15 protein-coding genes are annotated in these 15,917 nt (G+C 48.3%); 5 read left to right on the plus strand and 10 right to left on the minus strand.

The window, feature by feature from the left end:
* Positions 1-21: 21 nt before the first annotated feature.
* Positions 22-345 carry an EthD family reductase gene (locus tag ASL11_RS05760; protein ID WP_056610903.1) on the minus strand — a complete coding sequence of 108 codons (324 nt, stop codon included), beginning with the start codon at positions 343-345 and terminating at the stop codon, positions 22-24.
* A 180-nt stretch (positions 346-525) separates the two neighbouring features.
* Between ASL11_RS05760 and ASL11_RS05765 the strand changes: the two genes are divergently transcribed.
* Both ASL11_RS05765 and ASL11_RS05770 read left to right on the plus strand, forming a co-directional pair.
* Positions 526-858: a PadR family transcriptional regulator gene (locus tag ASL11_RS05765; RefSeq protein ID WP_056610906.1), complete on the plus strand. Its 333-nt coding sequence runs from the start codon at positions 526-528 to the stop codon at positions 856-858.
* A complete protein-coding gene (locus ASL11_RS05770) occupies positions 851-1,369 on the plus strand; it encodes a DUF2812 domain-containing protein (RefSeq protein WP_056610909.1) in 519 nt (172 codons plus the stop codon). Before ASL11_RS05765 ends, ASL11_RS05770 begins: the two co-directional genes overlap by 8 nt.
* A 48-nt stretch (positions 1,370-1,417) precedes the next feature.
* On the opposite strand, the gene ASL11_RS05775 is transcribed toward ASL11_RS05770, so the two are convergent.
* From ASL11_RS05775 to ASL11_RS05795, 5 genes are all read right to left on the minus strand, one after another.
* The gene (locus ASL11_RS05775) at positions 1,418-1,924 is read right to left on the minus strand and encodes an ankyrin repeat domain-containing protein (protein ID WP_056610912.1); all 507 of its coding nucleotides are present in this window, start codon (positions 1,922-1,924) and stop codon (positions 1,418-1,420) included.
* 175 nt (positions 1,925-2,099) lie between these two features.
* Positions 2,100-3,809 carry a methyl-accepting chemotaxis protein gene (locus tag ASL11_RS05780; RefSeq protein WP_056610915.1) on the minus strand — a complete coding sequence of 570 codons (1,710 nt, stop codon included), beginning with the start codon at positions 3,807-3,809 and terminating at the stop codon, positions 2,100-2,102.
* Positions 3,810-4,018: 209 nt separating this feature from the next.
* Positions 4,019-4,645, minus strand: a complete 627-nt coding sequence (locus tag ASL11_RS05785; RefSeq protein ID WP_056610918.1) for a LysE family translocator — start codon at positions 4,643-4,645, stop codon at positions 4,019-4,021.
* A 2-nt stretch (positions 4,646-4,647) separates the two neighbouring features.
* Positions 4,648-5,523 (minus strand): N-carbamoylputrescine amidase, encoded by an 876-nt coding sequence (aguB, locus tag ASL11_RS05790; protein WP_056610921.1) that lies wholly within the window; start codon positions 5,521-5,523, stop codon positions 4,648-4,650.
* 6 nt (positions 5,524-5,529) lie between these two features.
* Entirely contained in the window at positions 5,530-6,570 is a 1,041-nt protein-coding gene (locus ASL11_RS05795) for an agmatine deiminase family protein (RefSeq protein ID WP_235550396.1), read from the minus strand.
* 254 nt (positions 6,571-6,824) lie between these two features.
* Here ASL11_RS05795 and ASL11_RS05800 point away from each other — a divergent pair, with 254 nt between their 5' ends.
* On the plus strand, positions 6,825-7,460 hold the full coding sequence (locus ASL11_RS05800) for an FMN-dependent NADH-azoreductase (protein ID WP_056610925.1): 636 nt from the start codon (positions 6,825-6,827) through the stop codon (positions 7,458-7,460).
* 444 nt (positions 7,461-7,904) lie between these two features.
* Here the strand turns inward: ASL11_RS05800 and ASL11_RS05805 are convergent, their stop codons facing one another.
* Positions 7,905-10,061, minus strand: coding sequence for a hypothetical protein (locus ASL11_RS05805; protein WP_082595279.1), 2,157 nt, complete (start codon positions 10,059-10,061; stop codon positions 7,905-7,907).
* A gap of 108 nt (positions 10,062-10,169) precedes the next feature.
* On the opposite strand from ASL11_RS05805, the gene hmpA reads away from it, so the two are divergent.
* Complete coding sequence (gene hmpA / locus ASL11_RS05810) at positions 10,170-11,387, plus strand: NO-inducible flavohemoprotein (protein ID WP_056610931.1); 1,218 nt, start codon at positions 10,170-10,172, stop codon at positions 11,385-11,387.
* A 580-nt stretch (positions 11,388-11,967) separates the two neighbouring features.
* Here the strand turns inward: hmpA and ASL11_RS05815 are convergent.
* From ASL11_RS05815 to ASL11_RS05825, 3 genes are all read right to left on the minus strand, one after another.
* A complete protein-coding gene (locus ASL11_RS05815; RefSeq protein WP_056610934.1) occupies positions 11,968-12,471 on the minus strand; it encodes a Crp/Fnr family transcriptional regulator in 504 nt (167 codons plus the stop codon).
* A 73-nt stretch (positions 12,472-12,544) separates the two neighbouring features.
* Positions 12,545-13,051 (minus strand): HPP family protein, encoded by a 507-nt coding sequence (locus ASL11_RS05820; RefSeq protein WP_056610938.1) that lies wholly within the window; start codon positions 13,049-13,051, stop codon positions 12,545-12,547.
* A gap of 146 nt (positions 13,052-13,197) precedes the next feature.
* On the minus strand, positions 13,198-14,373 hold the full coding sequence (locus ASL11_RS05825; RefSeq protein WP_056610941.1) for an ROK family transcriptional regulator: 1,176 nt from the start codon (positions 14,371-14,373) through the stop codon (positions 13,198-13,200).
* A 173-nt stretch (positions 14,374-14,546) separates the two neighbouring features.
* On the opposite strand from ASL11_RS05825, the gene xylA reads away from it, so the two are divergent.
* Positions 14,547-15,866: a xylose isomerase gene (xylA, locus tag ASL11_RS05830; RefSeq protein ID WP_056610944.1), complete on the plus strand. Its 1,320-nt coding sequence runs from the start codon at positions 14,547-14,549 to the stop codon at positions 15,864-15,866.
* Positions 15,867-15,917: the final 51 nt, after the last annotated feature.

Raw genomic sequence — 15,917 nt, forward strand, 5'->3', positions numbered from 1 at the left:
AATCACTTAGGCCCGCAGGAGTCATGCTTGGAACGAAGCCACAACTTCCTCGATATAGATATCCTGCTCACCGATATAATAGTTTGCTACGTCATCCTTCAATTCCTGAACTCTAGGGTCGCTGATGAACGCCTCCAAAGCTTCTTTTGTTTCAAAATACAAGCTGAATATGAACGAATACCTCGGAGTCGTTCCATCTGCTGAGGATAGGACCTTTTTGACCTCATACTTGGTGGCCCCCATTTCAAGCACTGTCTTCTTGGATAACAAAGCAACATGTGTATTCAGATAATAAGCTTCATCGAATGGGATACCTTGTTTGTAGTGAAACGTTAATACTAGCATGCAATCATCTCCTTATATGGTTATAAGCTCATCATAAACGATGACATTAGTGGTAGTGTCAATTCGCAAATGCCTATTGCACTCTATATCACGCGGTGATATACTCATCTCATGATATATCATGACGTGATACAACGAAGGGCGATACAACATAACCTGATATAAGAAGAAGGAGACTTTATGGATAATGAGAAGCTCTACCGTCAGTACTTGCCGATGTCTGAAACGGCTTATTACATTTTGCTTTCCCTGACTACAACTCGGCATGGTTATGGCATTATTCAGTGGGTGGAGGAGCTCACGCAAGGTCGAATTCACCTCGGTCCTGGAACGATTTATGGCAGCTTGTCACGGATGGAGAAGGATCGTTTGATTCAGGCTGTAGCTGAAGAAGAGCGTCGTAAGCTGTACCGTATTACCCCATCTGGTAAAGAACTGCTCAAGCTGGAGATCGCCAGAATTACAGAGCTTTACGAAAATGCGAAGAAAGTAGAGGGATCTTTATATGAATGAGACCAAAAAGGTGTTTAAATGGTGGGACAGTTCACAATCGGAGACAATTACGGCATGGTTGGAGGATATGGAGGCGCAAGGCTGGCATTTACAACGTGTAAATTGGAATGGCCTGCGTTTTCACTTTGAGAAAGGTGCTCCTCGCAAAATGAGCTACTGCGTAGATTACCAAACGAAGGTGGATCCCAACTACGCTAGCATTTTTGAAGACACAGGGTGGGATAAAATTTACAGCGGCGCAGGGTGGTATATCTGGAGACAAACGTATCAGCATACAAAGCCTGAAATTTTCACTGACATTGACTCCATGATCGAACGGAATAAACGACTCATTGGTGTATTTACGGCGGTTACTGCCGCACAAATCCCAGTTTTCATGATAAACATAAAAAATACGTTCTTTTATCCCTTGCTGATCCTCTATGTACCAGTTCTTGTCTTACTGGTCATTAGTCTATACCGTTTAGTCGCGGCCAATAAAAAACTACAAGCCAAAAAGGACATTCTTTGAACCGCTAGCCGGCTAGCTGAATGTCCTCTATTCACGCTTCGCGATCCATTACCCAATAGCCCCGTGCTCTCGCAACAAGCCAATTACTGCAGTATGACCCTGCTCTTTGGCTAGATCGATCGCATAGACGCCATCCTCTGATTTGGCATTCACATCCGCACCCTGGTTGATCAAAAGCTCAATGATCTGCGCACTATCCTTATGAAAGGCTGCCACATGCAAACTTGTATGCCCATTGCTATCCATAATCGTCGGCTTCGCACGGTGAGCGAGCAGCAATTGTATGACCTCTAAACTCCGCTCACCGGCAATAGCCGCGTGCAGTGCCGTATTCGATGGAATGTAACTAACTTTAGAATGCGATAAGGCATTCACATCAGCGCCATTTTCCAAAAGCAGCCGAACCACTTCGCTCTGACCGAAATGCGCTGCAAATCCCAGAAGGGTAAGGCCATCGCTATTCTCAGCATTGGCAAGCGAAAGATCCGTGTCCAGCAAATCCTTGACTCGGTTTACATCGCCTGTGCGTGCTGCTGTAAATACATCGTTAATCATGTAGGGGGGCCTCCTCTAATTTATTCGCTATTTCAATTCGGCAAATATCTAGATATTTCCTTTTTCCCGTTTAAATAAATCGTTATACCCGCCGAATGCGAGAAAAACCCACAGCAGTTTCGCTGTAGGTCCTCAAATCATGATCTACTTCGTTCGTTCATGAAGGAAAATCATTCTATATCTTGAACTTACCGACGGCTTGCTGCAGTCTCAGTGACATACTGTTCAAGTCGTTCGCGAATGCAGCAACTTCTTGCAGTGCTGCAAGCTGCTGCTCCGCGCTCCCCGCTACATTCTGCGCAGCGAAGGCCGATTGCTGTGCAATTGTAGACGATTCGATCACCGAGGCCGTCACCTGTTCGGATCCTGCCGACATCTCTTCAGCCACTGCCGAAACATCACGGATCTGATCTGCCACTTGATCGATGGCCTGCAGGATCAATTGAAACGCCTCACCAGCCTCATGTACGACGACGATCCCCGTGTGAACTTCTTTGGTTCCCTCACTCATCGCCTCGACAGCTAGCTGAGTACCCTGCTGGATTTGTTCAATCAACCCGATAATCTGATTGGCAGAACTGCCTGATTGTTCGGCTAGCTTCCTTACCTCTCCGGCAACGACGGCAAAACCCCGACCATGTTCCCCAGCACGAGCCGCTTCAATAGCTGCATTGAGTGCCAGCAGATTCGTCTGCGTCGCGATACTGGAGATCACACTTACAATGCTGCCGATTTCTATCGACTGCTTGTCAAGCATCTGCACCATAGAGGCTGTACGATCGACTGTCGCCCGTATGGACTCCATCTGCCGAATAACTTGTTGTAAAGATACGTTGCCATGCCTTGCTTTCTCGGAGGCATCCATGGAAACCTCTGACACGGAAGAAGATGTTTCTGCAATCCGTTGTATGCCTATTGACATTTCCTCCATGGCTCGAGCGCTTTCATTGGAAGTTAAGCCCTGAGCTTCAGCCCCCCGCGCTACGGCCTGGATGGACGTCGCAATCTCGTTCGAAGCCGCCGAGGTTTCTTCAGCGCTTGCCGAAAGCTGCTTTGAGGAAATGGCTACATCCTGTGAGCTTGCGTTCACCTCTCTAATCAACTCTTGCAAATTAAGAATCATTCGACTGAAGCTATCGGTTAATTTCCCTACTTCATCCTTACTCCGACTCGTAATCGTGCGCGTTAAATCTCCCCCAGCAATACTTTGTGCTACATTCATCAACACATTGATAGGCCTAATGATGATTCTGCTAAGTAACAGTGCAATGCCTATGCCAAGTAAAACATCGATAATACAGGATATTATGAGTGTAAAATTGACGGAATGAATTTCCTCAATTAAATGATCTGTTGACTCCTTAGATTCTTGATTGAAGCTATTAATGTATTGATCTGCCATGGTATAGATCGTTTGTTTGAATTGGTCGGTCTGATCATCTGCCTTCTTATTTTCATCGCGAAGCTGCGCAGCCGTTAGTTTACTGTCTTTTTTATTAATGTCCTTGACCACATCAAATGATTTGATAAACCCCTCGCTGGCGGTTCTCAAACTTGCAGCCAACTCTACTTCCTTCGGGCTGTCCGATCTTAGCGCAATGAACTCGAGGTATTCTCTGAATTTCACCTCGTTTTCCTTGTACGCTTTAGCAGCTTCATCACTTTGATTGATAATGACATCTGCTTGATTACTGTATAAGATACCTACATAATTCTTAAGCTCGTAAGCAGCCTTGACCTCCGCATTGCGTTCCGTTTCCTGATCCAATGCGTTTTGGACTTGAGACAGCTTAAAGTAATTGTTCCCTGCAGCAATTGTAAATAATAAAATAACTAAAAGCATGCCAGATAGTAGTTTCGTTTTTAAAGACCAATTTTTAATCATAAAAGACCCCTTCTTTCTACTTTTGAATTCTAGCCGCTACCTACGTGCATCGTTCCATTGCCATTGAATTCAAGAAAGTCTTTTTCTCATCTAAGTAGTCATCTAAGAGGTCAACAATCGACAAATTTCGCGGGCTATTTTATATATATCGACAAATACGATTGAAAAAATAAGGTACTACGTTACATTCCATAACATGCCAAAAAAGGCTACCCCTGGAAGAGTAGCCCTATTACTGCAAACAAACCAAACACCGATAACATCGCACCAGAGACGCGATTAATCCACAGGAACGCCGCTCCTTTGAGCCGCTCCCGCAACAATCCAATCAACAAACTGAGCAGCAGCCACCATAATGCCGAGCCCGCAAACACACCGACAACCAAGGCGATCGCAGGTGTGAAGCCTGCATCCGCGCTATCGCCCAGCCCGAGCCCCGCAAATGCACCGACGAACGACATGATCGTCATCGGATTCGTAATGGTGAGCAGCAGGGTCGACGCATACGATTTAAACAGCGTGTCCCCACTCGCTTTGGCGGCCTCAACCGCAGGCTTGGATCGAAATGTTTGCACGCCCAGATAGATAAGGAAAAGACCGCCAACCAACTGCAGGATCACCTTTTGATCTAGCAAAAAGCTAGTAATCAACGTCAAACCGAACCCTGCGATGAAGCCATAGATGGCATCTGCCGTTGCAGCGCCTAGTCCAGATAGAAAGCCATGCAAGCGGCCAAGCGTCAAGGTTCTGCGCATACATAGGATCCCGATAGGGCCAACTGGTGCCGCGATGGAAAAACCTAATAACAGGCCCTTAAGTAAGGGAATCAGCCACACGTTTAGAACACCTGCTCACCGTCATACGTAGCGATTTTCTTGTATAGATCCGGACGACGATCGCGGAAAATCCCCCATTCGATACGCTGGATCTCCAACTGATCCAAGTCGAACTCGGCAACGAGAACCGTTTCCTCGTCACGCCCAGCTTCCTCAATCAGATTGCCCTGCGGGCCTGCAATGAAAGACGAACCATAGAAGTTGATGCTGGAATCCTCATCTTCTTCCTTGCCAATACGATTCGATGCGATAACCGGCATCAAGTTGCAAGCCGCGTGACCGCGCATGCACATTTGCCAGTGATCCTTCGAATCAATAGAACCATCCTGCGGCTCTGAGCCGATGGCCGTTGGGTAGAACAACAATTCCGCCCCCATCAGCGCCATTACACGAGCAGCTTCTGGGTACCACTGGTCCCAACAAACGCCGACACCGATTTTGGCGTAGCGGGTTTTCCAGACCTTGAACCCTGTATCTCCTGGGTTAAAATAGAACTTCTCCTCATACCCTGGACCGTCAGGGATGTGGCTTTTGCGGTACGTGCCGAGAACAGAACCATCGGCATCAATGACAGCAAGCGAGTTGTAGCGCGCGTAGTTCTTTTTCTCATAGAAGCTGATTGGCAATACGACGGCCAACTCCTTCGCAATCTCACGGAAGTGATTGATCGCTTTGTTCGTCTCCAGCTCCGTCGCGTAGCGGTAGTAGTCGGACTTTTCTTTTTGGCAGAAATAAGGCGTCTCAAACAACTCTTGAATCAAAATAATTTGCGCACCTTTTGCCGCGGCTTCACGAACCAATTTCTCCGCTTTGGCGATGTTTTCTTCTATATTATCGGAACAGCTCATTTGTGTGGCTGCTACAGTCACTTTTCTCACGTAAAATCACCCTTTCTTGCTGGCTGGCATTTGCTGCGTCGTGCAGTGAACATTGCCGCCTTCTTTGATAATGGACATGCCGTTAATTGTACGGATTCGACGTTCTGGGAATGTCGCTTGAAGCACTTCAATCGCCTTGCGATCTGTCTCTTCCGAAGTACCACCAAATACCGGCAAAATAATGCCGCCGTTCACAAAATAGAAGTTCAAATAGCTAAGCGTCAAGCGCTGCTCTTCAAAGAACGTCAGCGGTGGTTGCTCAATTTGAATAATCTCAAATGACCGACCTTTGGCATCCCTCGCGCTGCGGAGAATTTCCAAATTCTCCTGTGTAATCGCATAGTTGGCATCCGAAGGATCGTTACAAACTTGCAGAATGATTTTGCCTGGAGCCGCGAAGCAAGCAATATTATCAACGTGACCGTCCGTCTCGTCGCCGTCCAGTCCTTTGTTCAACCAGATGATCTTCTCCACGTTCACGAAATTGCGGACATGCTCCTCAATCTCCTCGCGGCTCAGATCCGGGTTGCGATTCGTGTTCAATAGACATTCTTCTGTGGTCAAAAGCGTACCTTCCCCATCCACGTGGATGGAACCGCCCTCCATGACGAGCGGAGCGTCAAAACGTTTCACACCATGATGCTCTGCGATTTGTGGAGCTACGTTATCATCAAGATCCCAAGGCGCATATTTGCCGCCCCATGCGTTGAATTTCCAGTTAACTGCGGCGATTTCTTGCTGCTCGTTCAAGACGAAGGTTGGACCATTGTCGCGGAACCAAGCGTCATTATGCTGGATCTCAAGGAAATCCACATTTGATTCGGTGAACATCGCCTTCACTTGCTCTGCATCCGAAGGGTTAACAATTACGGTAACAGGTTCAAACTCGGCAATCGCCTTCGCCAAATCCGCATACCCTTGGGACACAACTGCGTGATCCTCTGGGTAAACCATCGACGCTTGCACCGGCCAAGAAATAAAAGTTCGCTCGTGCTCTGTCCATTCGGCTGGCATGCTATAGTTTACATCTTTAGGTTTCGTCATCATTCGTCATCTCACTTTATCTCAATTTAGTTAATCATCGCATAGGAAAATTCAAATAAAAACATCGTCTCCCATCATAACTCAAAAGCCGCCAAGGCTCAATGTAAATAGGTAGTTCTGTGACCAAATCTTTGTCGAAAGGAACTCGCTATACGGCATGCTAAAGCTTCCCCATTACCTACCAGCATATTTGAAGTGCTTTTAATACAAATTAGAAGAGGATTTCACAGACTGCATACCCGAAAGGATGGATCACTTTGGCAACTGTTCTGCATATTACTGCACATCCTCATGATCATCAAACGTCTTACAGTATGGCCGTAGGTAAAGCTTTCATCGATGCCTATCGCGAAGCGAACCCCAATGACGAAGTGATTCCTATTGATTTGTATCGTGTCCAAGTGCCGCATATTGATGCGGACGTGTTCAGCGGATGGGGTAAGCTGCGCAGTGGGCAGGACTTCTCCTCCTTAACTAGCGATGAGAGCGCCAAGGTAGGACGAATCAGTGAACTCACCGAGCAGTTCATTGCCGCAGACAAATACGTATTCGTTACGCCGATGTGGAATTTCTCGTTCCCTCCTGTGATGAAAGCCTATCTGGATGCTCTTTGCGTAGCTGGCAAAACGTTCAAGTACACCGAAGCTGGCCCTGTTGGCTTACTTTCTGGCAAAAAAGCACTGCATATCCAAGCACGTGGCGGTGTCTATTCAGAAGGGCCAGCGGCCGGCATGGAATCGGGTCATCGGTATATCAGCATTATTATGGCGTTCTTTGGTATTACAGAGACACAAGGTTTGTTCGTTGAGGGGCATAACCAATTCCCCGATAAAGCGGAGCAAATCAAGGCGGATGCGATTAGTAAGGCGAAGGAATTGGCACATACGTTTTAATAGGGAGCTGTCCCCCAAGATGAATAGATCTTGGGGGACAGTTTTTACTTTTTGCATTGGCTGCTCAGCTCCGTAGAGCTGACGACTTCTTTATTAGCAGGAGTTGGGCTGTTTAACGGACACAGAAGACGCTAATCGGTTCAAAAGTGTCCCTTAACACAGCTAACGGACATGAGTGTCGCTATTTGCTTAATTGCACATGCTAATCACACTAAATGATCAAATAACGTCGCTGGCGTCCGTTACGTTGAAGAATGGCTTCTTTTCTGCGGAATAACGTCGCTAGTGTCCGTTAGATAGGTGGGAGATAGGTGGTGGATAGAAAATTAGAATCCACAGGCAAGACAAGCCGGCAAGTAGCACTCTCCCCCCTCAATATAGCAAATAAGCCACCAATACCACTCACGTGGACATTTGGAGGCTCACTCATCTTACAGTTCGGAATTAGGATCTAGCTGGTGTAACGCTAATGCCCCCTTTTCCTACCAAAAAGGGATAAGTTAAATATAACCCGCCAACATATAGCATCACCGCTATGTAAACAGGCAATAAATGTACAAAGTCCGTGTAGCCAATATGTGCGTGAACCAAAAGCCCTGCTGCAAAGCCTGGCAGCCCACCCCAGAGGAATGTCCACCATAACCAACCCTCACCTTGATTGACACCCCAAAGTGCCGAAGCAGTTATCGCTACTGCCAAGGAAAACAATGCACCGCCAAAGCCCGCACGATCATGTGCAATAAGCGGAACAATGGCCTCACTCCAAGCTGACAATTGTGAAGAAGTTACGCCTAAATAGGCCAAATCGCTTGGGACGAATACCTCCGTAATACCGACAAAGGATATTGTAAGTCCCCCGATTCCCAGACCAAAGCCAAGTATCACGAAGCAACACTGCCCCCATTGCGCTCTTAGCCAAACTCGATCATTTCGTAGCCCCGGCGGCTTGCGAGACGGATAATCCTTCAAGCCACGCAGTGTCAGCAGCAGCATAGGCAGCAAAACTACCGCTACAGCCGCATGAAGTGGATCAAAATAACCGTAACCCAGATACAGAAAGAAACTGCTAAAACCGACAACGCAAGAGGATATGACGGCCGTTCGCGCCCAATGCAGCCCGTAACGTAAACCGTGATGCGCTAACTGATAATAGAAAATGCCAATGGAGATCATCGTACCCGCTAAGGTAATGCGATCATGAGACATGAAGTGTAATAAATGTGTATTGAAACGGATAATTTCACTGCGTGATTTGCCCAAAAAGTCTTCATCATAAGGCAACAGCACCGTCGTCGCTGCGATCAACCACGCGAGTACACCACCAATCATCATTCCTAATCCCAGCAGGCTCATCCAGCCCCAATTCGCCCAGAAAGAAGGGGAAGGCGGGAGTGATAAAGGCACGAAGGGTGAGATCTCCCCTCGCTGGGGAGCCGTCGAAGGGAAGGAAGATTTATCAACAGCAGTTTTGGCATTGGAATCCTGCTCGTTAGCGTCAACACCTCCTTCGTACGGCAAAGCCTCATTGTCCGTGAAGGCCACAGAAGCTGTGATGCGATCATACAGGATCGCTTCGTTGATCCGCTTCGGCAGCCCTGGCCCCGCGTAGACGAGCCCGCTGTGCAGCATGACGCTAGTCGCTCCTGCTGCCAGCAGCGCGCACGCATCCTCCGGCTGATGCACGCCGCCGGCCGCCACAATCGCGCTGCGCTCGCCCAGCGACTCGCGCAGCAACCGGACCTTGCTCAGCTGCGCGCTGAGCAACGAAGCGCCGCCGCCGACGCGCTCGCGGCGAGTGCCCGGCTCCCGCTGCGCGTCGCCGAGGACGACACCGCTGAAGCTGCGCGCGGTGTCCAAGATCGCCCGCAGCTCCCCCACCGGGAGCTCCTGCGGCACATACACAAGCAGCGGCCTCCCCGGTGCCGCTGCCTCCGCAAGCTGGCGTACCTCCGCGAGGTACGCCAAAGCCTCATCTAATGGCCAGCCTTCGGCTAGGCCATCGAGGGTGAACCCCGCCGCGTACGGCGTCAGATTGAAGATCAGCTCCCGCTGCTCTTTAATCGCTTCGCGCGGCGAACTTCCAGGCATCGGCCGCAGCCGCACGAAGTGCGGCAGTCGATGCCCCATGCCCTTGCGCAGGCGCGCAGCGATCGCGTCCGCGCCGTCGTTCTCGTAGCCATCGGAGTAGACGATGGCTTCCTCATTCGCCATGCGAGTAATCGATGCATGGCTATTAACAGCTCGGACCGTGACGGGTCCGAGCTCGATGAACCCGAGCCCGAACTGGGCGAGGGCTTTGTGCGCCGTGCCGTGCGGGTCAAGACCGCCGCTGAGGCCGACGGGGCAAGCAATCGGCACGCCTGCCAGCTCGCTCGCCAGCAGCGGCGACATTTCCATGTGGCCCATCGTGCGGATCACGAAAGTCCCACCAGGAATGCGACTTAGCTCGCCAATCGCATGCAGTGTAAGATCTCTTGCCCTCCGCCCGCTAAGCTGGAAAAGCAGTGGTTTAAATAACGTATGATACGACCAATCGGGCATAGGCCGCCTCCTCTTTTGGATGATAGTTCCAGTATACCGTGTATCCTTGCCTCTGCACATAGACACACTTTGTTGCGATTCCCTGTGATTCTAATCACAGAGGTTCCCTCCACTTATTCGCTATACTGAAAGCATCAAGTCATTCTACTGGAAATGAGATGATCCGACATGCTAAGCGAACAAACCATCCGAATCATTAAATCCACCGTGCCTGTATTAGAAGTTCATGGTGTTGCGATAACCAAACGTTTCTACGACAAATTGTTCACATCTCACCCTGAGCTTTTACATCTATTCAATCACGCCAATCAAAAGCAAGGCCGACAGCAGACTGCTCTAGCGAATGCTGTTTATGCGGCAGCGAAGCATATCGATCGATTGGAAATGATCCTGCCAGCTGTTAAACAAATTGCTCATAAACATCGCAGTCTTGGCGTCAAACCCGAACAATATCCCATCGTTGGGCAACATTTGCTAGGCGCAATTAAAGATGTACTGGGCGATGCAGCGACAGATGAGATTCTCGGGGCATGGGCTGAAGCCTATGGGGTCATTGCCAGTGCATTCATTGGCATTGAGTCGGATATGTATACCAATTCCGCTCTGCAGCCTGGGGGATGGTCCGATTTCAGACCCTTTGTCATCGCCCGCAAAGACAGAGAAAGCGACGTCATTACCTCCTTTTACCTAACGCCGCAGGATCATGGTCCGATTGCTGCATTCGAAGCTGGACAGTATGTCAGTGTTCGTGTCCAAATACCCGGCGATGCCTACACACATATTCGTCAATACAGCCTCTCTCATGCTTCTGGACAACCGTTCTACCGAATCTCGGTTAAACGCGAAAACACCAATCCAGCTGTGCCTGCGGGCAAAGTTTCCGTCTTTATGCACAATCAAGTTCAAGAGGGAGATGTTATATGGCTCTCCGCGCCAGCAGGTGACTTTACATTAGATCAAACGGATACACGACCTGTTACGCTTCTTAGCGGCGGTGTCGGACTCACCCCTATGGTGAGTATGCTGCATTCACTCGTCACCACGCAGCCGAATCGAAAGGTTACTTTTATCCATGCTGCTCAAAATGGGGGGCATCACGCGCTTCGCAAAGAGATCGAACGGCTGGCTGAAGAGCATCCTCAAGTCACATTTGCTTGGTGTTACGCGCAACCGACAGCTGCCGATACCGAGGAGCAGTCTTACCACAAAGAGGGTTATGTAGATCTCCCATGGATCCAAAGCCTTGTTCCATCTGTGGATGGCAGCTTTTACTTCTGTGGACCCCTGCCGTTCATGAAAGCCGTGAACCAATCGCTCATCGCGTGGGGTGTTCCTGAATCAGACCGTCATTACGAATTCTTCGGACCTTCCGGTGCTCTTTCCTAGTAACATAAGTGCCTACTGTCCATGAATTGCAGCAATTTTCTCGGACCCTACATGAAAAACGGCTCTGTTCGCATAATGCGACAGGGCCGTTTTGTTTGTAGACATCTGGGTAGAGCGGGGATCTCATCGAAGGATGAGAATCCAAATAACTGGATCTTGTCCATCTAATTGCGCTCATTTTGTGCGAAAAAGGTGGTTAACTGGATTTTATACAGGTAATTTCGCCACTTTTCTCAATCTGGAGAGAAATCACTAAAAATAACTACATATAATCCAGCTATTCCTCTTTTCGCTCCAGATTCCACTAATTTAACATCATAAAATCCATCAAATTTGTTGAAGGGCGGAGCGGTCTATTGGTTGAAGGGTGAGCGGCCCATTTGTCGGAATGTGTGGGGGCATTTACTGGAGGGTGTACTTGGCATTTGCTGGAGGGTGTGCGGTCCATTTGTTGGAGGGTCAGCAATCTATCTGCCGGAAGTTCTGCGGTTCATTTGTTTAAGATTATCCCCTCCCATACTTTGACCGAAGATTTGCCCCTAGCACTCATTCCTTTCCCTGCTAATTCCCAATTGTATATTTACTTTCTCCCCTTTTCGCGTAGCAGCCGATTCACCGTTTCTCGGCGAAGTCCAATGAACTGCCCTATTTCCTCTTGGGTAAGCACGTCGGTCAGCTTCAAAGTACCAATATACGTTTGAAACCATGCCTCCATTTTCAACAATTTAGCCGCTGGAGCAACTGCTGTTAGCTGATCAATCCGCTGCTGCATCATGCGCAGCTTCTCCTGCAATTGACGCGCGATCGTACGAAAGTGGTCTGGGTTGCGTTCCAAGTCCTCATACCAGGGCTCCGCAGGCAGCACTTCAACCTCACTTGTCACGAGTGCGATCGCCGTTGCATAGTAGGCACTTGGACTAATTAGCGAATGATGCGGAATTGTCTCACCAGGTACAATGATATTCACAAGTGTCGTGTTACCATCTTCATGTGAACGGACAATTTTCAACAGTCCCGAATGTAGCTTGAATAGTGAACCCATCTCGCCTTGGCGGAACAGGATTTCCCCTTTATGCAATTTCATCTTCGTATCCCCTTTAACGAGAAAAAGCGACAGCACGCTTGGGGCTGATCGCTTTTATGAATATCTTGAACGACTATATTTCCTTTTTCAAAGACTCAAAAGGAGTCCGAATTTGCAGACGTGCCTGTGTTATTTTGCCCGATAAGCTCACGTACCAATTCAACTGCTCGACCTTGCCAATCAGCCAAATGGATACCAGTAAACCTGTAAGCGACACGAGAACCGCAATCGGCAATGCCCACATGGAGACTGGATGAGCGAAATAAGGGATGAATGAAACCGCTAAGATTGGCGCCGCATTCCATTTGAAAAATTGAATTAACGTAATCGTCACAAGGGCTGTTAGGAAAAAGGAAACGGCTCCCGTGCTAATGGTATAAAAAATACTGCCCATCGTAACCGCAATAATGGCTCCGATAATAATGCGACGTATTTCTCTTATGTTGTCTACACGATGCATGAATAGAAAACTAAATGCGCCCAGCGTTGGGTAGAAAACCATCTTCATCGATGGAAAGTGATAGGATGCCCAATAAGCTCCCATCAGATAACAGCAAATGATAAGTGAACGAAGAAACATCGTTGGTTCCCGTCCTTTTCTATATGGGATTCATGAGGCCCGTTCATGTTCTAAACCAGACCTTTCCCATTTTACAAAATAGACAGAGAATCAGTCAATAACTTTACATGTTATGTTATGTCATTTTTTCCTCATTTTTCACTTGATTAGTTCCGTTCCACCGACACGGTTGTCGAAGCAAAGAACTTCGTCACCGCAAAAGACGCCGCACCAAGCACAGTAGATCGATCACGAAGCTCCGAAAACTCCACCTTCAACTGCTTGCGCGGATGCGGTAATGATCGCTTCTCTAGCAGATCCAAAAGCGGCTTCATCAGCCACTTCTCGCCACCGGCCAACCGGCCTCCAAGAATGATAAATTCCGGATTATATCCGTTAATAATGTTCACAACACCGACCCCGAGGTAGTAGCCCAGCCGTTCAAAAAGCTTGATGACCCCTGCATCGCCGCTTTCGGCTTTGCTAAGCAGACTTTTTAGGTCGACTTCGCGCCCTAGCTCTCTCCCTGCTTGCTCCAATAAGGCATGCTCCGATGCGTATAGCTCCCAACAACCTAAGCTGCCGCAGCGGCACTTCGGACCATCATGCTGAATCGAGATGTGGCCAATCTCGCCGGAGAAACCCGTCGCCCCGCGATACAGCTCGTTTTTGATAATAATGCCCGCACCGATCCCCATACCGATAGATACATAGATGAGATTCGCAGTATCTTTCCCTGCACCGAACTGTTTCTCGCCTACTGCCCCAGCGTTCGCTTCATTATCAATCACAACAGGAAGTCCGAATTCAGCTTCTAACTGGCTCTGCAGCGGCACATTCTCCCAGCCCAAATTCGGGGCAAACAACAAATTCCCTTCCTCATCAACGATGCCTGGCACACCAAGACCAATACCAATCACACCATAAACGCTCTCTGGTGCTGTTTCGATCAGCTCACGGATCGTCGTTTTGAGTAGATGCGTAACCTGCTCGACAGATTCATTGTGATGCTGGATGCGGTTTTCCCGAATCACTTTACCCGTTAAGTCGGTGAGAACAGCCAACATATCATGCACACCCAGATCAACGCCTATCGCATATCCTGCCATGCCATTAAAAAGAAGCATCATCGGCTTGCGCCCGCCGCTCGATTCTCCAGCGCCGATCTCCTGGACGAGGGAGCTTTCGATCAGCTCATTCACAAGACTAGATACCGTCGCTTTCGTCAGTCCTGTAATCTCAGCGATTTTAGCGCGTGAGATCGGCGAATCCGTGCGGATGTGATGCAAAACGATCGTTTTATTTATCTTTTTCACGAGGTTTAAGTCGCCTGTTTGTTTCATAATTATCCCCCATACCGTTCCAAATGCTACGAGTCTTCGCTATGGAAATGATTCTAACATAGAAGACTTTTTCGCGCACTAACTAAGTTTGTTTAATGAATTTACAAACTTTCGGAATGATGCTATGATGACTTCATAAGCACTTATCATTCATTTATACGGAGGCTGAATTCATGAGCTACTTTGACAACATTCAACCAGTTAATTACGAGGGCCCGACATCCACGAACCCACTTTCCTTTAAATTTTACAACCCAGATCAAGTTATTCTAGGCAAAACAATGCGTGAGCATATGCGTTTCGCAGTTGCTTACTGGCATTCTTTCTCTGCTAATGGTTCCGACCCATTCGGTGCGGGTACTAACATCCGTGCTTGGGACAAATACGACGGCTTAGAGCTGGCGAAAGCTCGCGTTGACGCTTGCTTCGAGCTTCTAAACATTCTAGGTGTCGACTACTTCGCATTCCATGATCGCGATATCGCGCCAGAAGGCAACACCCTGCAAGAAACGAATGCTAACCTCGACGAAATCGTTGGGTTGATCAAAGATAAAATGGCTTCCACAGGCAAAAAGCTTCTATGGAACACAGCCAACATGTTCACCAACCCGCGCTTCGTTCACGGGGCTGCTACTTCCAATAATGCAGAAGTTTTTGCTTATGCAGCTGCACAAGTGAAAAAAGCTTTGGACCACGCGAAAGAGCTTGGCTCTGAAAACTATGTGTTCTGGGGTGGGCGTGAAGGTTACGAAACGCTTTTGAACACGGATCTTGGTCTTGAGCTCGACAACCTTGCTCGCTTCCTGCACATGGCCGTTGCTTATGCCAAAGAAATCGGCTACACAGGTCAATTCTTGATCGAACCTAAACCGAAAGAGCCTTCCAAGCACCAATATGATTTCGATGCAGCGACAACACTTTCATTCTTGCAAAAATACGACCTGCTTCCTTACTTCAAATTAAACCTTGAAGCTAACCATGCTACGCTTGCAGGTCACACGTTTGAGCACGAGCTTCGCGTAGCTCGCGTTAACGGCATTCTTGGTTCCATCGATGCGAATCAAGGTGACTTATTGCTAGGTTGGGATACTGATGAGTTCCCAACTGACTTGTACTCGACAACGATGGCGATGTACGAAATCCTTTTGAACGAAGGCGGCATCGGCCGTGGTGGCGTGAACTTCGACGCAAAAGTTCGCCGTACTTCTTTCGAACCTATCGACGTTGTGTATGCACATATCGCAGGTATGGACGCATTCGCTCGTGGCTTACAAGTAGCAGCTAAATTGATCGAAGATAAAGTATTTGAGGGCATCCTTGATACGCGCTACGGTTCCTTCAAGTCCGGCATCGGCGCAGACATCGTGTCTGGCAAAGCAGACTTCAAGTCCCTTGAAGCTTATGCACTTGAGAACAATGCTCCGATTGTGAACCAATCCGGTCGTTTGGAATTGATCAAAGCAACTGTGAATCAATATTTGCTTAACGCTTAAATTGTTATAGACGACAAAATCCCGCTTCAGCCATTGGGCTGTGGCGGGATT

The sequence above is a fragment of the Paenibacillus sp. Soil750 genome (assembly GCF_001428045.1).
Lineage (GTDB): Bacteria > Bacillota > Bacilli > Paenibacillales > NBRC-103111 > Paenibacillus_E > Paenibacillus_E allorhizoplanae.